General features: G+C 66.1%; 25 protein-coding genes. 13 read left to right on the top strand and 12 right to left on the bottom strand.

Features of this window, described 5'->3' with window-relative positions; genetic code table 11:
• Window positions 1-551: 551 nt before the first annotated feature.
• Together CFN17_RS17380 and CFN17_RS17375 are read right to left on the bottom strand one after the other, a co-directional pair.
• Complete coding sequence (locus tag CFN17_RS17380) at window positions 552-1,526, bottom strand: alpha/beta hydrolase (RefSeq protein WP_208748962.1); 975 nt, start codon at window positions 1,524-1,526, stop codon at window positions 552-554.
• A 32-nt stretch (window positions 1,527-1,558) separates the two neighbouring features.
• Window positions 1,559-3,253, bottom strand: coding sequence for an FAD-binding dehydrogenase (locus CFN17_RS17375; protein ID WP_208748961.1), 1,695 nt, complete (start codon window positions 3,251-3,253; stop codon window positions 1,559-1,561).
• Window positions 3,254-3,428: 175 nt separating this feature from the next.
• Between CFN17_RS17375 and CFN17_RS17370 the strand changes: the two genes are divergently transcribed.
• Window positions 3,429-4,502 (top strand): quinone-dependent dihydroorotate dehydrogenase, encoded by a 1,074-nt coding sequence (locus tag CFN17_RS17370; RefSeq protein WP_208748960.1) that lies wholly within the window; start codon window positions 3,429-3,431, stop codon window positions 4,500-4,502.
• 87 nt (window positions 4,503-4,589) lie between these two features.
• Here CFN17_RS17370 and CFN17_RS17365 read toward each other — a convergent pair whose 3' ends face one another.
• Window positions 4,590-5,189 carry a DUF3043 domain-containing protein gene (locus CFN17_RS17365; protein WP_208748959.1) on the bottom strand — a complete coding sequence of 200 codons (600 nt, stop codon included), beginning with the start codon at window positions 5,187-5,189 and terminating at the stop codon, window positions 4,590-4,592.
• Window positions 5,190-5,295: 106 nt separating this feature from the next.
• On the opposite strand from CFN17_RS17365, the gene CFN17_RS17360 reads away from it, so the two are divergent.
• From CFN17_RS17360 to CFN17_RS17340, 5 genes are all read left to right on the top strand, one after another.
• Complete coding sequence (locus CFN17_RS17360; protein ID WP_208748958.1) at window positions 5,296-6,726, top strand: dipeptidase; 1,431 nt, start codon at window positions 5,296-5,298, stop codon at window positions 6,724-6,726.
• A 160-nt stretch (window positions 6,727-6,886) separates the two neighbouring features.
• Entirely contained in the window at window positions 6,887-7,276 is a 390-nt protein-coding gene (locus CFN17_RS17355) for an iron-sulfur cluster assembly accessory protein (RefSeq protein ID WP_208748957.1), read from the top strand.
• Window positions 7,277-7,483: 207 nt separating this feature from the next.
• Window positions 7,484-8,356, top strand: coding sequence for a cytochrome c oxidase subunit II (coxB, locus tag CFN17_RS17350; protein ID WP_208748956.1), 873 nt, complete (start codon window positions 7,484-7,486; stop codon window positions 8,354-8,356).
• A 10-nt stretch (window positions 8,357-8,366) separates the two neighbouring features.
• Entirely contained in the window at window positions 8,367-10,088 is a 1,722-nt protein-coding gene (gene ctaD, locus CFN17_RS17345; protein ID WP_208748955.1) for a cytochrome c oxidase subunit I, read from the top strand.
• On the top strand, window positions 10,085-10,486 hold the full coding sequence (locus CFN17_RS17340) for a cytochrome c oxidase subunit 4 (RefSeq protein WP_208748954.1): 402 nt from the start codon (window positions 10,085-10,087) through the stop codon (window positions 10,484-10,486). Before ctaD ends, CFN17_RS17340 begins: the two co-directional genes overlap by 4 nt.
• An 86-nt stretch (window positions 10,487-10,572) precedes the next feature.
• Here CFN17_RS17340 and CFN17_RS17335 read toward each other — a convergent pair whose 3' ends face one another.
• Complete coding sequence (locus CFN17_RS17335; RefSeq protein WP_208748953.1) at window positions 10,573-10,866, bottom strand: HPr family phosphocarrier protein; 294 nt, start codon at window positions 10,864-10,866, stop codon at window positions 10,573-10,575.
• Window positions 10,867-11,097: 231 nt separating this feature from the next.
• On the opposite strand from CFN17_RS17335, the gene CFN17_RS17330 reads away from it, so the two are divergent.
• Window positions 11,098-11,865 (top strand): GntR family transcriptional regulator, encoded by a 768-nt coding sequence (locus CFN17_RS17330; RefSeq protein ID WP_208751563.1) that lies wholly within the window; start codon window positions 11,098-11,100, stop codon window positions 11,863-11,865.
• Between the two features lie 148 nt (window positions 11,866-12,013).
• On the opposite strand, the gene CFN17_RS17325 is transcribed toward CFN17_RS17330, so the two are convergent.
• From CFN17_RS17325 to CFN17_RS17310, 4 genes are all read right to left on the bottom strand, one after another.
• Window positions 12,014-13,687: a ubiquinol-cytochrome c reductase cytochrome b subunit gene (locus CFN17_RS17325; RefSeq protein ID WP_208748952.1), complete on the bottom strand. Its 1,674-nt coding sequence runs from the start codon at window positions 13,685-13,687 to the stop codon at window positions 12,014-12,016.
• On the bottom strand, window positions 13,671-14,723 hold the full coding sequence (locus CFN17_RS17320) for a ubiquinol-cytochrome c reductase iron-sulfur subunit (protein WP_208748951.1): 1,053 nt from the start codon (window positions 14,721-14,723) through the stop codon (window positions 13,671-13,673). Before CFN17_RS17320 ends, CFN17_RS17325 begins: the two co-directional genes overlap by 17 nt.
• A gap of 100 nt (window positions 14,724-14,823) precedes the next feature.
• Window positions 14,824-15,612 (bottom strand): c-type cytochrome, encoded by a 789-nt coding sequence (locus CFN17_RS17315; RefSeq protein WP_208748950.1) that lies wholly within the window; start codon window positions 15,610-15,612, stop codon window positions 14,824-14,826.
• A gap of 87 nt (window positions 15,613-15,699) precedes the next feature.
• On the bottom strand, window positions 15,700-16,374 hold the full coding sequence (locus CFN17_RS17310; protein WP_261792254.1) for a heme-copper oxidase subunit III: 675 nt from the start codon (window positions 16,372-16,374) through the stop codon (window positions 15,700-15,702).
• Window positions 16,375-16,486: 112 nt separating this feature from the next.
• Here CFN17_RS17310 and trpD point away from each other — a divergent pair, with 112 nt between their 5' ends.
• Entirely contained in the window at window positions 16,487-17,548 is a 1,062-nt protein-coding gene (gene trpD / locus CFN17_RS17305) for an anthranilate phosphoribosyltransferase (protein ID WP_208748948.1), read from the top strand.
• 114 nt (window positions 17,549-17,662) lie between these two features.
• Here the strand turns inward: trpD and CFN17_RS17300 are convergent, their stop codons facing one another.
• Both CFN17_RS17300 and CFN17_RS17295 read right to left on the bottom strand, forming a co-directional pair.
• Complete coding sequence (locus tag CFN17_RS17300; protein WP_208748947.1) at window positions 17,663-17,944, bottom strand: Lrp/AsnC family transcriptional regulator; 282 nt, start codon at window positions 17,942-17,944, stop codon at window positions 17,663-17,665.
• A gap of 88 nt (window positions 17,945-18,032) precedes the next feature.
• Entirely contained in the window at window positions 18,033-18,476 is a 444-nt protein-coding gene (locus CFN17_RS17295; protein WP_208748946.1) for a DUF3054 domain-containing protein, read from the bottom strand.
• A 157-nt stretch (window positions 18,477-18,633) separates the two neighbouring features.
• On the opposite strand from CFN17_RS17295, the gene CFN17_RS17290 reads away from it, so the two are divergent.
• The 5 genes from CFN17_RS17290 to CFN17_RS17270 all read left to right on the top strand — a co-directional run bounded on the left by CFN17_RS17290 (window position 18,634) and on the right by CFN17_RS17270 (window position 22,005).
• Window positions 18,634-19,110: a VOC family protein gene (locus CFN17_RS17290; protein WP_208748945.1), complete on the top strand. Its 477-nt coding sequence runs from the start codon at window positions 18,634-18,636 to the stop codon at window positions 19,108-19,110.
• 53 nt (window positions 19,111-19,163) lie between these two features.
• Entirely contained in the window at window positions 19,164-19,319 is a 156-nt protein-coding gene (locus tag CFN17_RS17285) for a hypothetical protein (RefSeq protein ID WP_208748944.1), read from the top strand.
• Between the two features lie 74 nt (window positions 19,320-19,393).
• On the top strand, window positions 19,394-19,765 hold the full coding sequence (locus CFN17_RS17280) for an SHOCT domain-containing protein (protein WP_208748943.1): 372 nt from the start codon (window positions 19,394-19,396) through the stop codon (window positions 19,763-19,765).
• Between the two features lie 154 nt (window positions 19,766-19,919).
• A complete protein-coding gene (locus tag CFN17_RS17275; protein WP_395925478.1) occupies window positions 19,920-20,303 on the top strand; it encodes an SHOCT domain-containing protein in 384 nt (127 codons plus the stop codon).
• A gap of 61 nt (window positions 20,304-20,364) precedes the next feature.
• Window positions 20,365-22,005, top strand: a complete 1,641-nt coding sequence (locus CFN17_RS17270; RefSeq protein WP_208748941.1) for an MFS transporter — start codon at window positions 20,365-20,367, stop codon at window positions 22,003-22,005.
• A 347-nt stretch (window positions 22,006-22,352) separates the two neighbouring features.
• Here the strand turns inward: CFN17_RS17270 and CFN17_RS17265 are convergent, their stop codons facing one another.
• Complete coding sequence (locus tag CFN17_RS17265) at window positions 22,353-22,580, bottom strand: hypothetical protein (RefSeq protein ID WP_208748940.1); 228 nt, start codon at window positions 22,578-22,580, stop codon at window positions 22,353-22,355.
• A 146-nt stretch (window positions 22,581-22,726) separates the two neighbouring features.
• Window positions 22,727-24,016 (bottom strand): MFS transporter, encoded by a 1,290-nt coding sequence (locus tag CFN17_RS17260; RefSeq protein ID WP_208748939.1) that lies wholly within the window; start codon window positions 24,014-24,016, stop codon window positions 22,727-22,729.
• Between the last annotated feature and the right edge of the window lie 233 nt (window positions 24,017-24,249).

The raw sequence follows: 24,249 nt of genomic DNA, 5'->3' as shown, positions 1-24,249 counted from the left end.
GACAACCCGGCCTCCGCCGCGAGAGCCTGCGCGGTCTCACCCGCGATGAACCGCTCAACCAAGGCCAGCTTCAGCTCGAACGAGTACACCTGTTTCGTCTGCTTGGCCACCAGCACTCCTCGACCATGGATCCTCCACCGCAGATACAGACCCTTGACCGGCGAGCGAGCCACACCCATCACCCGCGCAGTCGCCGCATCCGCGATGCCCTTCTCAAACCACGCTACAGCGGCCTCGCGCTGATCTTCAGACAACGGACTACGACCAAACATAAAACTGCTCCCCTGAAGTCGGAAATGGATGAAAATCCCAGTCCAACTTCCGGGGACCACTTCAGATCGACCGGAGGGCATGTCCCGGGCCGGCTCGCGGCAAGAAGGGACATGTCCAGTGGGCCGGACCGGGGAAGGGCATGTCCCTCACGAGGGAGCAGTTCACCGCGCCAAGAAGGGACATGTCCAGTGGTGCGGACCACCGGAGTGCATGTCCCGCGCACCGGCGTCCCCGCCGGCACCTTCCGGGAGGGGGCATGGCCGCCGTCGTGCTTCCCATCAATCGAAGACGTACGCCTTCATCCACCGGGAGAGCCGGGCGTAGGCGTCGGCACGGACCTTGGGGGCGGAGAGGAAAACGTCGTGAAGCGCACCGTCGATCCGCTCAAGAGTGACGGTGCGGCCCAGGCTCAGGGCGCGCAGGGCAATCGTGTTCACGTCCAGGACCGCGTCGGTGCGGCGCATCGACTCCTTCCAGAACATCCCGTTGGCACTGGCCCCGGAGATGAGGACCAGGACGGGGACGTCGATGTTCAGGCCGCGCGCCACCCGGGCCTGGCCGCTGAGCACCGCGCTCAGCCAGCCGGCCCGGACCGGAAAGGCGTGCGGCGGCCGGTACGCGTCATCCAGTGACCACTCACCCTCCGCGGCGTCGCTGATGCTGCGCCAGTAGAAGGCGCGCTCGGGCAGCCGGATCACCGACTCGGGCCAGAAGCGGGCGAACGGCTCCACCATGGTCCGCGCGGCGCGGCGCAGGGCCGGGCTGCCGTGGACCTCCAGCCACGGGCTGTCCAGGACCAGCTGGGAGGCCATGCCCGGGTGCCTGTCGGCCCACAGCGCCGCGATCAGACCGCCGGTGGAGTGGCCCATCAGCGTCAGCGGCGGCCCCTCGCCCCCGGGCCGCAGCGAACCGATGATGCCGATCGCCGCGGTGATCTCGGCGTCGTAGTTGTCCAGGTCCGTGACGTAGCCGCCGTGCGTTCCCGGCCGCAGGCTGCGGCCGTGGTTGTGCATGTCCAGTGCGAAGAACTCAAATCCCTTGCCGGTCCAGAACTCCGCGAGCTCCTCGTTGAAGAAGTAGTCGCTCCAGCCGTGCAGGAACAGTACGGCCCGGTCCGGAAGTGCGGCGGCCTCCGCCGGCCCCGGGGGCGTATGGCGGACCAGGGTGGCGGTGCGCAGCACGCCGTCGGGGCCCGCCGCCTCGAAAGTGCACGCCTGGAAGTCGTTCCCCAAAATGTCGGTCTGCCACTGCATCGGCTGTCCTCCTGCTGCTGACTGTGTGCCGGCTAGGCGGCCTGCGCGGCGGCCCGGCCCGCCGACCGTCCCGAGAACAGGCATCCGCCCAGGAACGTTCCCTCCAGCGCACGGTACCCGTGAATTCCGCCGCCACCGAACCCGGCCGCTTCGCCTGCGGCAAACAGTCCGGGGAGGGGGTGCCCGGCGGCGTCCAGGACCCGTGACTGCAGATCCGTGTGGAGGCCGCCGAGGCTCTTGCGCGTCAGGATGGAGAGCCGGACGGCAAACAGCGGCCCGTGGCGCGGATCCAGCAGCCGGTGCGGGGGCGCCACCCGCATGATCTTGTCCGTCGCGAAACGGCGGGCGGCCCGGATCGCGGCCAGCTGCGGGTCCTTGCCCAGTCCGCTGGAAAACTGCCGGTCCCTGGCCCGGACCAGCCGGTCCAGGGCGGCGGCGTCAATGAGCTCCCCGCCGGTCAGGTCGTTCATCTTCGCGGCGAGTCCGGCGGGGGTCCCTGCCTGCAGGAAGTCCTCGCCGCGGTCCAGGAACCGTTGCAGCGGGGTGTCGCTGCCGGGCCGGAGCCTCGAGGCGAGCAGACGGACATCCCGGCCGGTGAGGTCGGGATTCTGCTCTGATCCGGACAGGGCGAACTCCTTCAAGGCGATGGTCCGGTTGAGGACAAACCACGAATGGGCATGTCCCGTGGAGAGGATGTGGCGGAGCGCGCCGAGGGAATCGAAGCCGGGAAACAGGGGAGGGGGAAGCATCCGCCCGGTCGCATCCAGCCACAGGGCGGACGGGCCGGGCAGGATCCGGATGCCGTGCCGCGGCCAGACCGGGGTGTGGTTGTGGATGCCTTCCGGATAGTGCCACATCCTGTCGCCGTTGATGAGGTTTCCCCCGGCCCGGCCCACGGCCGGTAGGAAATCACCGTCCACGGACGCGGGGACGCCGCTCAGCATCCGCGCCGGGGCGGTGCCGCCCGGCCACTGGCTGCGGACCGAATCGTGGTTGCCGCCGATCCCGCCGGTCGTCACCACCACGGCACCGGCCGTGGCCTCGAAACTGCCGGCCCGGCGCCTGGACGAGGCCTCGCCCCGGGCCGCCGTGCTGAACTCAAGCAGGTCGCCGCGGACGCCGCTCACCCGTCCCGCTGTGGCGACAAGCCCGGTGGCGCGGTGGCGGAAGTGGAAGCTCACCCGCCCGGCGGCTTCGCCCTCGCGCAGCTTGGCAAGAAACGGCGCCACGAGGGCCGGTCCGGTGCCCCACGCGACGTGGAAGCGCGGGACAGTGTTGCCGTGGCCGTCGGGTCCGTAACCGCCCCGCTCGGCCCACTGCACCAGGGGAAACAGGCGCACACCCAGGGAGGCGAGCCAGGCCCGCTTCTCCCCGGCGGCGAAGTTCACGTACGCCGCCGCCCACTGCTTGGCCAGCGCGTCCTCGTCCCGGTCAAAGCCGGCGGACGCGTGCCAGTCGGCGAGGGCCAGCTCCTCGCTGTCGCGCACCCCGAGCCGGCGCTGTTCGGGGGAGTTGACCAGGAAGAGTCCGCCGAAGGACCAGTGGGCCTGGCCGCCGACGGAGGCCTCCGGTTCCTGGTCCAGCACCGCCACCCGCCGGCCCGCCGCATAGGCCTGCGCCGCGGCCACGAGCCCGGCAAGGCCCGCGCCGACCACCACGACGTCGGCCCGGATACCGTCACCCTCCGCCCGGCCGCCGCCCGTCCCGACACCGTCATTGCTGGTCATGGGATCATGCTAACCCGCCCCGGCGGAGTTGCGACGCCGCGTTAGCGGCACGCGGCCGGGCGTCCCCGACGCCAGCCGCAACGGCAGTCAAACCGGCGTTCGCCACCGCAGTCATAACAGCGGTGCGCAAGCGTGCTGGTTTGGTCCTGGGGGCCCGAACCGGAAAACTAGAGGCATGCGCGTATACCCCACCTTTTTCCGGCTGGCCTTCTCATGGATGGACGCCGAACGCGCCCATAAGATCGGGTTCAAGGCCATCCGGCTGGCCCACAGCTGCGGCGCCGGGCGGGTGCTGCAGAAGTTCACCGCCCCGGCGGCATCACTGCAGACCCAGGCCTTCGGCCTGACGTTCCCCTCACCTTTCGGGCTCGCGGCCGGGTTCGACAAGGAAGGGCACGGCATCGAAGCGCTGACCGAACTCGGCTTCGGCCATGTGGAAGTCGGTACGATCACCGGCCAGGCCCAGCCCGGCAACCCGGCACCCCGGCTCTTCCGCCTCGTGGAAGACCGTGCCGTCATCAACCGGATGGGATTCAACAACGACGGCGCCGCCGCGGTTGCCCCGCGCCTGAAGTCCGCCCGGGCCGCCCTGCAGCGGCACTATCCCGGCGTGCGCCCCGTGATCGGGGTCAACATCGGCAAGAGCAAGGTCGTCGGGCTGGACGACGCGGTCTCCGACTACCTCATCAGCGCCCGCAGCCTGGCCCCGGCGGCCGACTACCTCGTGGTCAACGTCAGCTCGCCCAACACCCCCGGGCTCCGGCTCCTCCAGGACGTCGAAACCCTGCGCCCGCTGCTAACCGCCGTGGGCGAAGAAGCGGACAAGGCCGCCGGCCGGCACGTGCCCCTCCTGGTCAAGATCGCGCCCGACCTCAGCGATGAGGACATCGACGACGTCGCACGCCTGGCGCTGGACCTGAAGCTGGACGGCATCATCGCCACCAACACCACCACCGCACGCACCGGGCTCTCCGCCAGCCCGGAGAAGATCGACGCCTGCGGCGCCGGCGGCCTGTCCGGGGCACCCCTGAAGCAGCGGTCCCTGGAAGTCCTGGCCCGGCTCAAGGCCGCCACGGGCGGCGCACTGACCCTCGTCTCGGTGGGCGGCGTCGAAACCGCCCAGGATGTCCAGGCGCGCCTGGACGCCGGCGCCACCCTTGTCCAGGGGTACACGGCGTTCCTCTACGAAGGACCGTTCTGGGCCGCCCGCATCAACAAGCTGCTGGCCAAACACCCGAGCCGCCGCTAGAGCGCCTTAACCGCGAAGCCCCCGGCGGTCAGACTGCCGGGGGCTTCGCGGTCAAGAAACCAGGGGACGGGGTCCCGGGACGGATGATCAGGAGGGGAACTCTCCGCGGCCGACCTGCGGCTTGGGCAGGCGCAGGCGGCGGAACTGCAGGGAGCGCATCGAGCCGTACCAGACAGTGCCGCGCTCCACCTCACCGAACTTCTCGCCGAGCCGCTTCTTCAGTTTCCGGGACAGTATGAAGACGTCCACGAAGACGGCCAGGAACATGACCCAGAAGGCACCCAGCACGTAGATCATCTGCTGGCTCGACGCCGGCACCAGCAGCGAGACGATCACGAAGACCAGCGCACCGAACATCAGGTACTCGCCCAGGCTGAAGCGGGCATCGACGTAGTCGCGGGCAAACCTCTTCTGCGGGCCCTTGTCGCGGACCGGAAGGAACTTCTCGTCGCCGCTGTCCATGGCCTGCCGCATCTTGAGCCGCTGCTCGGTGACGGCGGCGCGCTCTGCAGCCTTGGAAGCCTTGCGGTCTTCCGGGACGAGCGGGCGTTTGCGGGCCGCCTCCTGGACGCTGCGCTTGGGCGTCGGAGCGCCCTTTCCGGCCACGGCGCCACGGGCTGCCGCCTCGGCCGCCTGCTGATCAACTACGTCTTGCGCCGCTGGCGCTTCTTTTTTACGTCCAAACACCCCTAAAGAATACCCCGCAGACACGGTCGCGAGACCCAGCCCACACGCCGCCGGACCGGCGCCGTCGCTGTTTGTGGTGATTGCGCACACAGGTAGTGTGTGGGCCATGACTTCATCAACCGCGGGGAACCCGCAGATCGCCACGGACCAGCCCGGCACCATCGACGCCGACGCCCTCCGCCACGCCGTTACCGAATCGTTTGACATGACGATCAGCCAACTGACGGACCTGGTAGCCATTCCCGGCATCGCCTGGCCCAGCTTTGACCCGGAGCCGCTGAACCGGAGCGCCGACGCCGTCGCCGGCCTGGTCCGTGCCAGCGGCTTCGACGACGTCCGGATCCTGCGCTGCGACAAGGAAGACGGCACGCCCGGCGGCCCCGCCGTCGTCGCCCGCCGCCCCGCAGCTCCGGGCAAGCCCACTGTCCTGCTCTACGCACACCACGACGTCCAGCCCACCGGCGACCTGGCGCTCTGGGACACGGACCCCTTTACCGCCGTCGAACGCGACGGCCGGCTCTTTGGCCGCGGCGCCGCGGATGACAAAGCCGGCATCCTGGCGCACATCGCCGCCTACTCCGCAGTGACCCGCGTGCTTGGTGACGAGCTCGGCCTGGGCGTGACGTTCTTCTTCGAGGGCGAGGAAGAAGCCGGCTCGCCGACGTTCCGGCGGTTCCTGGAGACGCACCGCGAACTGCTGCGCGCCGACGTGATCGTCGTGGCCGACTCCAGCAACTGGAAGGTCGGCATCCCCGCCCTGACCACCAGCCTGCGCGGCCTGGTGGACGGCACCATCGAGGTCAGGGTCCTGGACCACGCGGTGCACTCCGGCATGTTCGGCGGTCCCGTGCTGGACGCGCCGACGCTGCTGGCCCGCCTGATTGCGACCCTCCACGACGCCGACGGCAGTGTCGCCGTGCCGGGCCTGGTCAGCCGCGACGACGCCACCGTGGACCTCACCGAGGAGGAATACCGTGCCGATGCGTCCGTGCTCGACGGCGTGAAGCTCGCCGGGACCGGCAGCATTGCCTCGCGCATGTGGACCAAACCGGCGCTGTCCATCATCGGTTTTGACGCCCCGGCCGTGGATGTGGCGTCCAACACCCTGCTGCCGCGGGCCCGGGCCAAGTTCAGCCTCCGCCTGGCCCCCGGACAGGACCCGGCCGCAGCGATGGACGCCGTACGCAGGCATGTAGAAGACAACGCGCCCTTCGGCGCGCAGGTGGTGTTCACACCGGGGGAGAGCGGCAACTCCTTCCTGACGGACACGGGTTCCAGGGCCGCGACCGCGGCCATGTGGGCTCTCGGTGAGGCCTGGGGCGTGCCGGCCGTGGAAATGGGAATCGGCGGGTCCATCCCGTTCATCGCGGACCTGACCGAGCTTTACCCGGATGTTCAGATCCTTGTAACCGGGGTGGAGGATCCCGATTCCCGGGCCCACAGCGCCAACGAATCCCTGCACCTGGGCGACTTCCGGAATGCCATCGTCGCGGAGGCGCTGCTGTTGGCGCGCCTGAACGAAGACGGGGCCCTGTAGCCGCTCCGTTCCCGGGGAACATCCAGCCGCCATGGACGGTTACGTCAGGAGTTAGAGCTACAGGGCTGCGCGACGTAGCATGTAGCTATAGCCCATACCGTTTAAGTAGGGGCGGGCACCGTGCGAGCGGGCCGCCACCACCGTTGCAAGAAGGTAGGCCATGAGCACTACAACCAATGAGAACAGCGCCGAGACCACTGCCGCAGAGACCGGTGAACTGCCCACGCACGAGGTCCTGCTGACCGATGTCGCGGCCGGCAAGGTCCGCAGCCTCCTCGAGCAGGAAGGCCGCACCGATCTGCGCCTTCGCGTTGCCGTGCAGCCGGGCGGTTGCTCTGGCCTGATCTACCAGCTCTACTTCGACGAGCGACTGCTGGACGGAGATGCCGTGCGCGACTACGACGGCGTGGAAGTCGTCGTCGACAAGATGAGTGTCCCGTACCTCAGCGGTGCCAGCATCGACTTCGAGGACACCATCTCGAAGCAGGGCTTCACGATCGACAATCCGAACGCCGGCGGCTCGTGCGCTTGCGGAGATTCCTTCCACTGATTCCTTACACTAAGGCCGGGCACATTGCCCGGCCTTAGTGGCGCCGGAGCCTCAACGATCGGGACCTGTAAAAAGGTCCCGACGCACGGCGCGGACATGTGGGCGAAAACTCCCGGGGAGCGGTAAGCTCTACACCGAGTAGTAAAACTTTTCGTTTGCCCTGCCCGTCATTCGCGGGGCAACAGCAACAAGTAGGAAGGGCCGTCTGTGAGTTCGCAGAACCGAACCGGCAGCCGACGCAAACAGATCACTACGATCACTGGCTTGGCACTAGCCGGCGCGTTGGCTTTGACTGGATGTTCACCAGAGGTACAGAAGGGCTGGCTGCCCACCGAGCGTGGCACCACCAGCAACACTGACACCATCATGGACCTCTGGGTCAACTCATGGATTGCCGCGCTGGTCGTCGGTATCATCACCTGGGGCCTGATGATCTGGTGCATCGTCGCTTACCGCCGCCGCAAGGGCACGGTGGGCTTCCCCCGCCAGAACAGCTTCAACCTTCCGCTGGAAGTGTTTTACCTGACGATCCCGCTGTTCATGGTCCTGGTGTTCTTCTACTTCACCGACCGTGACCAGCAGCAGATTGATGACCGCTCCAAGCCGGCCGACGTCGTCGTCGACGTCCGTGGCAAGCAGTGGGCATGGGACTTCAACTACAAGAAGGGTGACGTCGTCACCGAGGACGTCCACGAAGCTGGCGTCCAGGCCCACCTGACCGGCAACGATGTGGACAAGGAAAAGCTGCCCACCCTCTACCTGCCGGTCAACAAGTCGGTTGACCTCGAGCTCAACGCCCGTGACGTCATCCACTCCTTCTGGGTGCCCGCCTTCCTGCAGAAGCGGGACATGATCCCCGGCAAGACCAACTACATCAGGTTGACCCCCACCAAGGAGGGAACCTACGACGGCAAGTGTGCCGAACTTTGTGGCGAGTACCACTCCGAAATGCTGTTCCGCGTCAAGGTTGTCTCCGAGTCGGAGTTCCAGGCGCACATGAACCAGCTGCGCCAGTCCGGGAACACCGGCCTGCTCGGTGAAGAGTACGACCGCAACCCGGCCCCGACCGAATCCAAGTAAGGGGAGCGACGTGGCAACTTACACTCAATCCGCCGGGGTCCTCGAGGCTCCCGTAGTACCCAAATCCAAGGGGCGCATCGTCGTCAACTGGATCACCTCGACCGACCACAAAACGATCGGGTACATGTACCTGATCGCGTCGTTCATCTTCTTCTGCTTCGGCGGCATCATGGCGCTGCTGATCCGCGCCGAACTGTTCGAGCCCGGCATGCAGATCCTGCAGACCAAGGAGCAGTACAACCAGCTCTTCACGATGCACGGCACCGTGATGCTGCTGATGTTCGCGACGCCGCTGTTCGCCGGCTTCACCAACGTCATCATGCCCCTGCAGATCGGTGCACCCGACGTCGCGTTCCCGCGACTGAACGCACTGGCCTTCTGGTTCTTCCTCTTCGGCTCCACGATCGCCGTGTCCGGATTCATCACCCCGCAGGGTGCCGCGTCCTTCGGTTGGTTCGCCTACGCGCCGCTGTCCAACACGACGTTCAGCCCCGGCGTCGGCGGTGACCTCTGGGTCTTCGGCCTGGCGCTCTCCGGCTTCGGCACCATCCTCGGCGCCGTCAACTTCATCACGACGATCATCTGCATGCGCGCCCCGGGCATGACCATGTGGCGCATGCCGATCTTCACCTGGAACGCCCTCGTGACCTCCATCCTGGTCCTGATGGCCTTCCCGCCGCTGGCCGCCGCCCTGTTCGCACTCGGTGCCGACCGCCGCTTCGGCGCCCACATCTTTGACCCGGAGAACGGCGGTGCCGTCCTCTGGCAGCACCTGTTCTGGTTCTTCGGCCACCCCGAGGTGTACATCATTGCGCTGCCGTTCTTCGGGATCGTCTCGGAGATCTTCCCCGTCTTCAGCCGTAAGCCGATCTTCGGCTACAAGGGCCTGGTTTACGCGACCATCTCCATCGCCGCCCTTTCCGTGACCGTGTGGGCCCACCACATGTACGTGACCGGATCGGTACTGCTGCCGTTCTTCTCCTTCATGACCATGCTCATCGCCGTCCCGACCGGTGTGAAGTTCTTCAACTGGATCGGCACCATGTGGCGCGGCTCCATCACGTTCGAGACGCCCATGCTGTGGAGCATCGGCTTCCTGGCGACGTTCCTCTTCGGTGGCCTGACCGGCATTATCCTTGCCTCGCCGCCGCTGGACTTCCACGTCTCGGACTCCTACTTCGTGGTGGCGCACTTCCACTACGTGGTCTTCGGCACGGTCGTGTTCGCCATGTTCGCGGGCTTCTACTTCTGGTGGCCCAAGTGGACCGGCAAGATGCTCAACGAGCGCCTCGGCAAGATCCACTTCTGGCTGCTGTTCCTGGGCTTCCACGGCACGTTCCTGATCCAGCACTGGCTGGGTGTCGAGGGCATGCCGCGCCGCTACGCCGACTACATGCCGCAGGACAACTTCACGTGGATGAACCAGTTCTCCACCATCGCCTCGTTCGTCCTGGGCGCCTCGCTGATCCCGTTCTTCTGGAACGTCTACATCACCTGGCGCAGCAACGAGAAGGTGGAAGTTGACGACCCGTGGGGCTTCGGTGCCTCGCTGGAGTGGGCCACCTCGTGCCCGCCGCCGCGCCACAACTTCACCTCCCTGCCCCGCATCCGCTCCGAGCGTCCGGCCCTGGACCTGCACCACCCGGAGCTCTCGCAGAACTACACCGTGGACTCACCTGCCCCGGCAGCATCCGTGCTCGGTAACGCCGACCAGAAGGACACTGGCAAGTGAAAATCGAATCAAGGATCTTTGGCCTCGGCGTCTTCTTCTTCGTACCGGTCGCGTTCATCTACGGCTACCTGACGAACTGGACCGAATGGGTGGGCACGCTGGCCATCCTGCTGGTCGGCGGCCTCGCCGGCATGATCGGTGCGTACCTCGGCTTCACCGGCAAGCGCGTCGGGATGCGTCCCGAGGACCGCAACGACGCTGAAATCCACGAAGGCGCCGGCGAGCAGGGGCACTTCAGCCCCTGGAGCTGGTGGCCGCTGGTCCTCGGCCTCTCCTGCGCCGCAGGGTTCCTCGGCCTGGCCGTGGGCTGGTGGATCGTGTTCATCGCCGGCGGTATGGCGGTTGTGGCCCTGGTCGGCTGGGTGTACGAGTACAGCCGCGGCGACCACGCGCACTAGCACCCGGACCGGCTAACGGTTCATAAAGTACGACGGCGGGCCCCACCTTTTGGTGGGGCCCGCCGTCGTTGTGTTTAAGTCTGTGGCTAGACAGCCGCAGCGGATTCCAACAGGATCCGCAGCTCCTCGAGCGCGGTTTCGGCTTCGGCGAGGCTGCAGAAAGCCGGGAGGGAATCCGCCGCGACAGCCAGCTCCACCTCACAGCCGCAGCCGAAGTCTTCGGTCATGACCTCCAGCAGGGAGCGGGCGTCCACCCCTGGCCGGCCGTCCTTGCTGATAGTCACCGGGAGTCCGGTGGCCGTGACTGCCCGGACAAAAACTGCGGCCGGTCTGGCGTGGAGGCCGATTTCGGCCGTGACGATTGCCTTGCGAACTGGCAACGGGACTCCCTTGTGCTGGTGCGTGTTCTCTGCTGCTGATGATGTAGCGGGCGGGAGGCGCGGCTCCGGCCCATCCCTTTAAGGGTAGCCGCGGGGGAGGGCCGGCACGAACTGCGACGGCCGGGTGGTCTAGACCTGACCGGTCGCTGGATTACCCTTGATGTATGACTGTTTTTACCCCGCTGTCTCCCGTTTTGAGGATGCACCGTGGCATCCGCTAACGCGTCGGCGATGGCCGGCGAGATCGACCGGCAGAGCGGCATTCCGATCTATATCCAGCTGCGTGAAATCCTGCGGACGCACATAGCGGCAGCCTGTCCGCCGGGGTCTGCCCTGCCGTCGGAACGTGACCTCGCGGTGCGGTTCGGACTGGCCCGGATGACCGTGCGCCAGGCGATCGATGCCCTGGTGGGCGAAGAAGTTATTGAACGGGTCGTCGGGCTTGGGACGTTCGTGAGAAAGCCCAAACTTGACCTCCAGGTGAAACTGACCTCCTACAGCGAGGAGATGCAGCGCCGCGGCATGGTTCCGGCCGCCAAGGTGCTCAGCTTCGAACAGATCGGCGCCAGCGCCTTCCTGGCCCGTGAACTGCAGCTCGAGGAGGGAACGCCCCTGGTCCGGTTCCGGCGCCTCCTGCTGGCCGACAGTGAGCCGATGAGCGTGGATGAGAACTTCATCCCGGCGCACCGGGTGCCCGGCCTGCTCGACGACGAACCGCCGACGTCCCTCTATAACGTGCTCAGCGAACGCTACGGGCTGGTCATGGAGTGGGGCGAGGACATGATTGAGGCGACCGCCGCGTCGCCGTCCACGGCCCGGCTCCTGAACGTGGAAGTCGGCACCCCGCTGCTAAAGATCCAACGTCATGCGTTTGTGGCCAGGGCCATGGTGGACTATTCCGTGTCCTACTACCGGGCCGACCGCTACAAGCTCTGGGTTCCCCTGCAGCGCCCCGGCGTCCGCCCGACCCGCAACTACGCCTCCGGGTACCGCCCTTAACCACCAACGCGGAGTCAGTTCGCGCCCATGCAAGCCCCCGGAATGGGCGAGAACTGACTCCGCGTTGATCAATTGCAGGCGTGCTGAAAACGCTGGAAGGCCCGGTCCCTCTGGGGGACCGGGCCTTCCTTGCGGCTACTGCCGTTGGCTAGTGGCTGAGCGTCTTCTGCGCATCCGCAGCCTCGACGGCCTCGTGGGCGCCGTGGTGGGCGTGTGCGGCCTCCAGCTCGGCCGGAGTGACCGGCGCGACCCGGTCCTCGAAGAACCAGCGGGAGAGCTTGGCGCGGCGGTTTTCCTTGCGGTCCACAACACCGTGCTCGTTCGGCTCCGCGGGCAGCGGTGCCGGCGACTCGAAGCCGACCAGCTTGTAACGCTTGTACTCGTCCAGCGGGGCGTGAACCTCGATGAACTCACCGTGCGGCAGGCGCACGATGCGACCGGTTTCGCGGCCATGCAGGGCGATCTCACGGTCCTTGCGCTGCAGCGCCAGAGCCACGCGCTTGGTCACGATGAAGCCGATGACCGGGCCGATGAAGAACAGTGCTCGGAGCCAGTAGGTCACATCGTTCAGTGCCACGTGGAAGTGGGTGGCGATGAGGTCGGAGCCGGCCGCGGCCCACATGACGCAGTACCAGATGAAGCCGGCCACACCGATTGCCGTGCGGGTCGGGGCGTTGCGGGGGCGGTCCAGGACGTGGTGCTCGCGGTTGTCCTTGGTGATCCAGCGTTCAATCCACGGGTAGGTGAACATGACCGTGAAGAGGATCCCGGCCGGGACGAGCGCCGGCAGCAGGACGTTGAAGGAGAAGACGTAGCCGAACCAAATCTGTTCGACCTTCCAGTCGCCGATGGTGCCCGGCATGAGGCGCAGCGCGCCGTCAACGAAGCCGATATACCAGTCAGGCTGCGTGCCTGCCGAAACCGGGGAGGGGTCGTAGGGTCCGTAGTTCCAGATCGGGTTGATGGTGAAGAACGCTGCCATGAGGGCAACGACACCGAACACGATGAAGAAGAAGCCGCCGGCCTTTGCCGCGTAAACCGGGCCCAGGGGGTAGCCGACGACGTTGCCGTCGTTGCGGCCGGGGCCGGGGTACTGCGTGTGCTTGTGCACGACCACCATGAACAGGTGCATGACGATCATCAGCAGGATGAGCGCGGGTACCAGGAGGATGTGCAGCGTGTACAGGCGGCTGATGATCATGGTGCCCGGGAACTCGCCGCCGAAGAGGAAGAACGAGATGTAGGTGCCGACGACCGGGATGGACTTGATGACGCCGTCGATGATGCGAAGGCCGTTGCCGGAGAGCAGGTCATCGGGCAGCGAGTAGCCGGTGAAGCCTGCAGCCATGGACAGGATGAGCAGGACGCCGCCGACTACCCAGTTCAGTTCACGCGGCTTGCGGAATGCGCCGGTGAAGAACACACGGAGCATGTGCACGGCCACAGAGGCCACAAACAGCAGGGCGGCCCAGTGGTGGACCTGGCGCATGAACAGGCCGCCGCGGACATCGAAGGAGATGTTCAGCGACGAGTTGTACGCCACCGACATTTCGACGTTCTTCAGCGGCGTGTAGGAGCCGGCGTAGTGCGTCTCCGCCATGGACGGATCGAAGAAGAACGTCAGGAACGTGCCCGAGAGCAGGAGGATGACGAACGAGTAGAGGGCGACTTCACCGAACATGAAGGACCAGTGGTCCGGGAAGACCTTCCGGCCGAATTCGCGAAGGATTCCGGAACCGCCGACACGCTGGTCGACGAAATCCGTGAAGCGGCCGCCCTTGGTCTTGGCGACAAAGACGGGGGCATCAGATGTTGTGGACAAACTGCTCACGCTCCCAGTAGCTCGGTCCAACAGGTTCAAGGAAGTCGCTCGTGGCGACCAGGTAGCCCTCGGAGTCCACAGAGATAGGCAGCTGAGGGAGGGGGCGGCTGGCCGGTCCGAAGATCACCTTGCACTGCTGGGTGAGGTCGAAGGTGGACTGGTGGCACGGGCACAGCAAGTGGTGCGTCTGCTGCTCGTAAAGAGCGACAGGGCAGCCAACGTGGGTGCAGATCTTGGAGTACGCGACGATACCGTTGTACGCCCAGCTCTCACGGCCCGGAGAGGGGTGAAGCTCGTCCGGGTTGAGGCGCATGAGCAGCACGACGGACTTGGCCTTCTCGTTCAGCTTGCCCTCGGTGAGTCCGTTAAGCTTTTCCGGGATGACGTGGAACGCCGAACCAATGGTGACGTCAGAGGCCTTGATAGGCGTGCCCTCAGGGTCGCGGGCAAGCCGCATGCCCGGCTCCCACAAGGTTTGTCCCAATTTGTCGTCCGGCCGCGGGCCGAGGTCACCAAAGATGGCCAAGGCCGGCAGCGGCGCGAGGGCGACGGCGCCGAGTAGGGTGTTGCGGATCAGCGGCCGGCGCTTGATGCCGGTTTCCTCCACGATGTCGTCGACGATGCGGACGGCAGCCTGGCGGTCTTCCTCGGTGCGGATCGCGTGACGCTCCTCCGAGACTTCGTGGTCCGGCATGAGGGCCTTGGCCCAGTGGACGATGCCGGTGCCGATACCCAGCATCGCGAACGCGGTGCCGAGGCCCAGCAGAATATTCTGATTGCGGATCGTCGCGATCGCGGAGTCTTGTCCCAGATCGATCGCGAAGTACGCCACCAGGAATATCAGGGTGCCAACGACCGAGATGCCGAACAGAATGGCTACCTGCCGTTCTGCTTTCTTTGCGGCCCTCGGGTCCGTGTCAGCCAGGCGCAAACGATGCGGGGGAATTCCAGGATCCTGGAACTTCTCCACCCCATTCTGACCAGCCGTAGCTACGGTGCCCGAGTGGTTCGGACTGCCGTCACTATGGTTGCCCATAATTCGCCTCATCCTTCTCTCGTCTCGGCAATTGCCGAGTTAGGTTTCAATTCAAACTGCTGACGGGTCAACAGAAAGTTCTTACAGGTGCAAGGTCCGCTTAGGAAGTGCGGGATGTGAGCCAGATGGTGAAGGCGATGATGACGCCCAGGCCGGCAATCCAAACAAACAGACCTTCGGAGACCGGTCCCAAAGCTCCAAGATCGGCGCCGCCGGGTGAACCGTTGGACTCGATCTGCTTCAGGAAGGTGATGATGTCGCGCTTGCCCTCGGGGGAAATGTTCGCGTCATTGAAGACCGGCATGTTCTGGGGGCCGGTGACCATGGCTTCGTAGATGTGCTGGCCGGAAACATCTGCGAGGGCCGGGGCGAACTTGCCCCGGGTAAGTGCACCGCCGGCTGCGGCAGCGTTGTGGCACATGGCACAGTTGGTGCGGAAGAGCTCGCCACCCTTGGCGGCGTCACCCTTCTCGTCCAGCAGGCCGGCTTCGGGAACGGCCGGGCCGGGGCCGAGCGAGGCTACGTAAGCAGCCAGCTGCTTGGTCTGTTCCTCGTTGAACTGGGTGGGCTTCTTCTGGGCCTGCGGGCCGTTCATCTGCATGGGCATGCGGCCGGTGCCGACCTGGAAGTCAACAGCGGCGGCGCCGACGCCGACCAGCGAGGGTCCGGCCTGCGAGCCGCTGGCACCCATGCCGTGGCAGGTGGCGCAGTTGGCGGCGAACAGCTTGCCGCCTTCTTCTACGTCGCTTGCGCTATAGCTCTCGGTGCTGGCCTTGGCCTGGTTGACGGTGGTGGCAACGGCGTACAGCCCACCCGTGACCAAGAGGCCCATCAGCAGCAGTGCAATTGCTGCCAGTGGGTGACGTCGCTTCTGCGAGAGTGCCTTCACGTGGTGGTTCCTTTATTCGATCCTGCGGTGGCTCCTGGAGCCGCTTCTTGAAATTCTGCCTCTTGTAGAAAAAGAGTCAAGTCACTGCTACTTGAGGACGTAGATGACCAGGAAGAGGCCAATCCAGACGACGTCCACGAAGTGCCAGTAGTAAGAGGTGACAATCGCCGACGTTGCTTCGAAGTGGCCGAACTTCTTCGCCGCGAAGGAGCGGCCGAGGATGAGCAGGAAGGCAATCAGGCCGCCGATGACGTGCAGGCCGTGGAAGCCTGTCGTGATGTAGAAGGCGGAGCCGTAGGCGTTGGAGGACAGCGAGACGTGCTCGGATACGAGCATGGCGTACTCGGTGGCCTGTCCGGCCACGAAGAAGGCACCCATGAGGAACGTGAGGATGAACCATCCGTTCATCCCCCAGCGGGTGAAGCTGAAGACTCCGCCGGTGCGGCGCGGCTGAAGCCGCTCGGCAGCGAAGACGCCCATCTGGCAAGTAAAGGAACTTGCCACGAGGACGATCGTGTTAACGAGCGCGAAGGGGAAGTTGAGCTTGGCTGTCTCTTCAGCCCACATCAGTCCGGAAGTCGAACGGAGTGTGAAGTACATGGCAAAGAGACCGGCGAAGAACATCAACTCACTGGACAGCCACACAACGGTTCCAACAGAAACCATGTTCGGGCGGTTCAGCGTCGGGTGCGCCGGGGTACTGGGGGCATGGGTCGCAGATGTCACATAGACATTATGTCTGTAAAACTCCGTCCTGCCCAACGCAAACCGCCGTTTCGGGGGACTTTTTCTACAAAGACGCGAAATCGCGCGGAAAAGTTCCCGGAGGGGTTCATATTGGTCTTTGCGGGGCCGACCTCGATAGCATCGGGAGGTGACTTCTCAGGCATCTGCACAGGCGGCAGGCAACTCCTGGCCGCGGCTCATCAACGCCCTCATCGGGGGTGCGGACCTCACCACTGCGAGCACCGAATGGGCCATGAACTCCATCATGTCAGGTGAGGCCACGCCCGTGCAGGTGGCCGGATTCCTGGTGGCACTGCGTTCAAAAGGTGAGACTGTTGATGAAGTGGCCGGCCTGGTCGAGGCCATGGTGGCCAATGCCAACCCCATTGATATTGCCGGGGAGAAGCTGGACATCGTCGGCACCGGCGGCGATCAGCAGAATACTGTCAACATCTCCACGATGGCCGCACTGATCTGTGCCGGCGCCGGCGCCAAGGTGGTCAAGCACGGCAACCGGGCGGCGTCGTCGTCCTCGGGTTCCGCCGATGTCCTGGAAGCGCTCGGCGTCCGGCTGGACCTGCCGATTCCCCGCGTGGCGCTCAACGCCGAAGAAGCCGGGATCACCTTTTGCTTCGCCCAGGTCTTCCACCCGTCCATGAGGCACGCAGCCGTGGCCCGCCGCGAACTCGGCGTCCCCACGGCGTTCAACTTCCTGGGACCTATGATCAACCCCGCCCACGTCCAGGCCTCGGCCGTCGGCGTCGCCAATGAACGGATGGCCCCGCTCGTGGCCGGCGTGCTGGCCAAGCGCGGCAGCCGCGGTCTCGTCTTCCGCGGCAGCGACGGCCTGGATGAACTGACCACCACCGGACCGTCCCGGGTCTGGGAAATCCGCAACGGCCGGGTTGAGGAGCAGATGTTCGATCCGCGGGACCTTGGCATCCGGCAGGCCACCCTGGAGGAGTTGCGGGGCGGTGACGCCGCGGCCAACGCCGGCGTCGTGCGCGCAGTACTTTCCGGCGCGCCGGGACCTGCCCGGGATGCGGCGCTGCTGAACGCGGCCGCCGGGCTCGTCGCGTTTGACCTCGACGCCGTGGGTCCCCTCACGGACCGCATGGCCGCAGCGCTGAAGCGGGCGGAGGAATCCATCGCGTCCGGCGCGGCGTCCGCGGTGCTGGACCGGTGGGTCGCGTTGTCGCAGGCCGCCTGACGGGCGCGGACGACGGCGGCGGCCGGATAAGCATAAAGGGGGCGGGCCCGGCAGATTCTGCCGGGCCCGCCCCCTTTCGCGGATGCGCTGCCGGGTGGCGGCTACTGCGGGATGTTACTGCTCGAAACCCAGGGCGAAGGCCGCGTCGAGGTCATGCTGTGAATATGCGCGGAAGGCGATCTGGGTGGTCGTGTGGACCACGCCGGGAACCTTCGAAAGTTTGTCCGCGATGACTTCGGCGAGGTCGTCGTGCTTGGCCACCCGGGCGATGGCGATCAGGTCCCATTCGCCGGTCACGGAGTAGACCTCGCTGATGCCAGGGATGGAGGAGATTTCCTCGGCGGTCTCCGGGATGCGTGATGCGTCTGTCTTGATCAGAACGAATGCGGTGACCACGTGTGACCTTTCCGGATCGGTTGCGCCGCTGGCGCGCGGTTCGCACGGCCCGTCCTCGGGCCCTGCCATCAACTGCAAGCCTAGTGCATCAGGCCGGCCGACGGCGGGAACGCAGCCGCCGCACGCCCGCCACGATAAGGCGGTATCCCAGGAGGAAGACGGCCAGGCTCAGCAGGGCCACGATGATGAAGGGCAGTACCACCGTCTGCCCTGTCACCGCGCGGAGCGCCATGCCGACGCCGACTGTGCAGAGCCAGACGGCGACGCCGGCCGGCCACAGCCGCAAGGGGGCCCGCCACAGCCGCAGCGCCAGCCAGGCGACGGCGGCGCCGGCCAGGAAGGGCCATGCCGTCGCGAGGACGCCCGTGATGTTTTCCGCCCGCTGGTGCGCGTCGCGGCCGATCGCCGCGAAGAGCAGGATCAGGAGCGCGTCGGCGCAGGCGGCCAGGGCGGCGATCTGACCGGAGCGGAGACCGGGCTTTTCGACGTCGGGGGTTGACGGGCGGGGGAGCTGCGGGGTCGGGGAAGGCATACTTCCAAGCCTAGTCCCGTCGGGCACGCGGAAAGGCCGTAGCGGTTTCCGGCGGAAGCCGTTGTTTCGTCAATCGGCGGGGGACTAGGCTCGGGCACATGCCACGGATCGCCTCCGGAGCCAGCCGGGGGCACGGGCATACGCAAAGGGGAGCGCCGTGAGTGAAAAGATCAGCACCTGCCTGTGGTTCGACACCCAGGCCGAGGAGGCCGCAGACTACTACGTCTCCGTCTTCGACGGCGGGAAGATCCTGGATGTCTCCCGGTACGGCGACGGAGGCCCCGGCCCGACGGGCCAGGCGATCGCGGTCCAATTCGAGATCGAGGGGCGCCGCTTCATGGCCCTGAACGGAGGGCCCGCCTTCAATTTCACGGAGGCTGTCTCCTTTGTCATCGACTGCGCCACGCAGGACGAGGTGGACCGGTACTGGAACGCGCTGACCGACGGCGGCGAGGAAAGCCGGTGCGGCTGGCTCAAGGACCGCTACGGCGTTTCGTGGCAAGTGGTGCCGTCAGTGCTGGGCGGGTTGATCGGCGGTCCGGACCCCGACGGCGCGCAACGGGCAATGCAGGCGATGCTGGCCATGCGCAAACTGGACATCGCGGCACTGCAGAAGGCCTACGACGGCGTTTGATCGGGACGGCGTGGCCCCCGGACCCGGGGACCCTCCGCACATATGATCGGGGCATGAGTACCGACGCCGTCCCGGAGGCAACTGTCCCGGTGCAGCTGGATCCCCAGCTGGACGGACAGTTGAGCATCAACGACCTCCTGCTCGAGTTGGGCCAGGCGCCTGTTGTCCATCCGGCCCCCGACGCCGCAACGGAGCGGCACTTCTTCTAGATCCGCTCTTCCAGATCCGCAGCGTGCCGGACCCCGTCCGGCGCCGGATCACCGGACCGCGAAAGGCGAAGACCATGGGCTTTTGGGACGTCATCGGGATCATGTTCTCGTTCGTGATGTTTGCGGCGTACTTGCTGGTGCTCTTTCTCGTCGTCAGGGACCTTTTTTCGGACAGCCCGCGCCCCGGATGGGTCAAGGCCCTCTGGATCCTTGCGGTGCTCCTGTTCCCGTTGCTCGGCTGCCTTGCCTATGTGCTGTTTTACGGCCAGCAGATGGTTATCCGGGAATCCGCCCGCCGTGGCCCGGCTCGGGACGACGTCGCGGACTATCGCCGCAGCGCCAACGTGGACCCGGCCGAACGGATCGCGGCGGCCAAGAAACTCCTGGATGACGGGACCATCACGAGCGAGGAATTCCAACTCCTCAAGGCCAAGGCGCTGGGGTGAACCGGGCGCCGCGATGAATCCGACCGGGGCAGCGTAGCGGCCCCACCTCGCCAAATACAGGCCTTATGGTCCTGCCCGCGGTGATCATGCGCGACTACGTTGGCGCATAGGGGGAACGCCAGCAGGGCTTTCTCGCAACGGAAGGATGGCTCCCGTGGAGCAATTCTGGAACTTCGTTTGGATATTCTTTTGGTCGTTCGCGTTCATTTCATACCTCTTTGCCCTCTTCGCAGTGATTTCGGATATCTTCCGCGACCGCGATCTCAATGGCTGGCTCAAGGCCGTTTGGATCATCTTCCTGGTCTTCGTGCCGTTCCTGACGGTTCTTGTGTACTTGATCGCACGGGGCCGCAGCATGGCCGAACGCCAGGCCCAAAGTGCGCGCCGGGCACAGGCTGAAACGAATGAGTACATCCGTTCCGTTGCCTCGGCATCTCCCACCCAGGAAATTGCCAAGGCCAAGGAACTGCTCGACGCCGGCACTCTGACCCAGAGCGAATTCGAGGCCGTCAAGGCCAAGGCCCTGAGCCAGGCCTGAACAGGCGGCCGCCGCGACCCGCGGCGGCCGCACACGGCAGCTCGAGAAACGCGTGCCACCAATGAAGAAGTGGACTCCCTGCATCATCCTCGGGTGCGCACAGTTCGTCATGGTGCTCGACAGCACCGTGATGAACGTGTCCATCTCCACCGTCGTCAAGGACCTCGACACGACCGTAGCCGCGATGCAGGCCGCCATCACCTTCTATACGCTCACCATGGCCTCCCTGATGCTGCTCGGCGCCAAGCTCGGCGATGTCTGGGGCCGGCGGCCGGCGTTCGTCATCGGCTCGATCGTCTACGCGTGCGGTTCACTCACCACCGCACTGAGCCCCAACATCACTGTGCTCTTCCTGGGGTGGTCGGTGGTTGAAGGGCTAGGCGCCGTGCTGGTGATCCCTGCCATTGCGGCACTCATCGCCAACAACTACCACGACCAGGACCGGGTAACGGGCTTTGCGATCATCGGGGCCACCTCCGGTGTCGCCGTGGCGCTTGGCCCGCTGATCGGCGGTTATGTCACGACGTACCTGAGCTGGCGGTACGTGTTTTTTGGTGAAGTCGTGGTCATGGCAGTTGTCCTCGCCTTTGTACGGCTGATCCCGGACACGAGCCAGCCGCAGCGCATCCGTATTGATGCCCTCAGCGCCCTGCTCTCGGCGGCGGGCCTGACACTGATCGTTTATGCCATGCTTCAGAGCAAGACCTGGGGCTGGGTGCTTCCCAAGAACTCCCCGGAAATCGGTGGGGTTCCCATCAATCCGCTCGGCTTGTCCCTGGTGCCCTACTTGCTCCTGGCCGGCGGGTTTCTGTTGTGGCTGTTCTTCATCCGCCAGGAGGCCCTCGTCACACGCGGGGTGCCCCCGCTGGTCCACGTTTCCATGTTGTCGATCAAGCGGCTGCGGTCCGGTCTGTCGGTGCTCGGTGCCCAGTACATGGTGACGGCGGGCGTGTTCTTCATGATTCCCGTGTACCTGCAGATGACCCTGGGATACAACGCCCTGGACACGGGGATCAAAATCCTGCCCCTGTCGATTGCGCTGGTCCTGTTCTCCGTCGTGGGAACCCGCATGACGGCGGTCTGGTCGCCGCGGCGCATCATCCGGCTGGGTCAGCTCATCCTGGTGGTGAGCAGTTTCATCCTCCTGGGATCGGTGTCCCTGGATCTCCGAAGCTTCCTCTTCGCCGTCGGCATGTTCCTTGCCGGCGCCGCCCTGGGCCTGCTGGCGTCTCAGATCGGCAACGTCACCATGTCCAGTGTCGGAGTGGAGCAGTCCAGCGAGGTTGGCGGGCTCCAAGGGGTGTTCCAGAACCTCGGCTCCTCGTTGGGGACCGCACTGATCGGTTCCATCCTCATCGCTTCGCTGTCGAGTTCATTCCTCGGCGCCGTGGAGAGCAGCGACCTCTCGAGCAGCACCAAGCAGCTCGTAGCAACCAGCACTGAGAAGGGGGTCCAGATCGTGCCGGTGTCCACCGTGGACGGCATTGCGACCGAGGCGGGCCTTTCATCGGCCGACGCCGCCACGCTGACCACCCTCTACAGCGAATCACAGGTGTCATCGCTCCGCGCATCATTCCTGGCCCTCGTCTTTATCTCAGCGCTGTCGCTGCTGTTCTCGAAGAACATCCCCACCGAACTCGTCCGACGGAAACCTGAAGAGGCAGCCGGCGGGGACCGGGCGGCGTCGGGAACCGCAACATAGTCGCGGGTCCACGACGGCGGAGCCTGGCAGCCGCCGTCGGCGTGGTTGTCGCAGGCCCCGCTGAAGGTGGGGGCGAAATCCGGCGGCAGCATCCGATCAGCTGGCGGCCGCAGGCTACACGGCGTACACCATGTCCGGCGGGATGCTCGATTGGACGGCCGCCGGCCTCCCTGGCCGGTGACGCCCGATCGCCGGGCGGCATGCCACTGAATGCCGCCCGGGTCCCAATCGCCCGACTATCCAGGCAGGAGCAGCCATGAGCTACACGAATACCGTCACCCGTCCCGCTTGACTGGGGAAGAGCCGGTGCGGCGCACCCGGGCGCGGCACCTCCGGCGCAGCGCCAGCTAGCGGGGCGTTGAGGGCAGCCGCGCCGCGCACGAAATGCCGGCCACAATCTGGACCGCACTGATCGAGCGTGTGAGTCCCGGATGGTCCGCGAACCAGCGCATGCACGAGCGCCAGGGCTGCGGTCCCGTAGCCCAACGCGTGCAGTGCTGGACCGGAAAAATGACGCCAAGGGCACCGTCGCCGATGGCAAACATGGCCACGGTCTCCGCCACGAGAACACGCATCAGAAGCCTCCAAGGGGCTGTAGGTCCGGGTCCCTTCGGCGGCCCCGGGGCGGCGCCGGGCCTGGGCACCGCACGCCCTTTGATCCTCTCCGGATGTGGGGCGGGGCCCCAGTGCTGAAAGTCCCAGCCGTGCAGGAGCTCCTGCTTCATCCCCGTCTGGGGACCATGTGGTCCGAACCGCGCATCCGCACCGCCACGAGAATGCCGGACAGTGCGGTGAGGAGGCCGACGGCGGCAACGGCGGCCGGGATGCCGAAGGCGTCCGCGAGCACTCCGGCCAGCAGGGCGCCGACGGCGAAACCGCCGTCGCGCCACAGCCGGTAGATGCCCACCGAACGTGCCCGCCATTCCGGGTGGGCGACGTCGCCGATGGCGGCCAGCAGGGTCGGGTAAACCATGGCGGTCCCGAGGCCGAGACGCACAGCCGCGCCCAACCAGATCCCAAAGTCGGATCCGGCAGCGACCAGGCCCAGGGCCACGGCTTGGACCAGCATGCCGCCCGCGATCAGCCACTTGCGCCCGTATCGGTCCGAGAGGCCGCCGGTGACCAGCTGGGCTGCCCCCCAGACGGCCGGGTAGACGGCGGCGAGAATGCCGATCTTTTCGATGCTCAGTCCCGCGGCGGCAAACAAGAGCGGGAACAGTCCCCAGGCCAGGCCGTCGTTGAGGTTGTTGACCATGCCGGCCTGGCTGACCGAGGACAGCGACTTGTCCCGGAAGCTGGTGAGCATGAAGATTTCCCCGTTGCTCAATTCGCCGTGCGCGCCGGCATGGGCCGCGGTGTGCGTCGATGCCTCGAGCCGGGCATGGCCCTGGGTTTCCTTGACGGCGAAGACGGACAGGCCCAGGCCCAGGGCGATGTAAGCCGCACCGAGGAGGAACGGCCCGGGCCGCAGCCCGTGGCTCGCGGCGATGTAGCCGGTGGCCAGTGCGGTGGCGGCGACGCCAAGGTAGCCCGCGGCCTCGTTCAGGCCCATGGCCAGCCCCCGCCGGGACGGCCCCACCAGGTCCATCTTCATCACGACGGTGGTGGACCAGGTCAGGCCCTGGCTGATGCCGAGGATCACGTTGGCGGAGACGATCCAGCCCCAGGAGGGCCCGAAAATCAGCAGCAGCGGCACCGGCAGCGCGATGATCCAGCCCGTCACGAGGACGGGTTTCCGGCCGAAGCGGTCCGAGAGCGTGCCGGCGAAGTAGTTGGTGCCGGCCTTGGCGAGCCCGAACGCCAGGATGTACGTCAGTCCGGACGTGTACAGGTCCAGGTGGAAGACCTGGTCCGCCAGCAGCGGCAGTACGGTGCGTTCCTGGCCCAGAGTGCCGCCGACCAGCGCATTGACGGCGACCAGGAGCATGAACTGGGCCAGGTTTTGGCGCAGGCCCAAGGCGAGGCCGGACCGTGGCGGCCGTTGCCGGGGCCCGGCGGGGCCTGTTGTCATGGGGGAGGGGCTCCCGGGTGTCATCGGACTCCACGTGTCGGGGCGGGTTATCCGCCTGGCTACTCCCCTCAATAATACCCCACGGGGTATATCACCTGAGAGCGCCCTGCGGTTTCGGCAGCACGGATTCCCGCACTGGAGATTGCGGTCGACATGGTCCCGGGGGAGTGAATAGCCGCACCTGGGGGTACCGTGGGGGTTGTCCATGGTGAGGCGGAGGCTAGCGTGATCGC

Source organism: Arthrobacter sp. PM3 (genome assembly GCF_003352915.1).
GTDB lineage: Bacteria > Actinomycetota > Actinomycetes > Actinomycetales > Micrococcaceae > Arthrobacter.
Note: the sequence above shows the minus strand (reverse complement) of the source record. Positions and strands in the feature narration are given on the sequence as shown.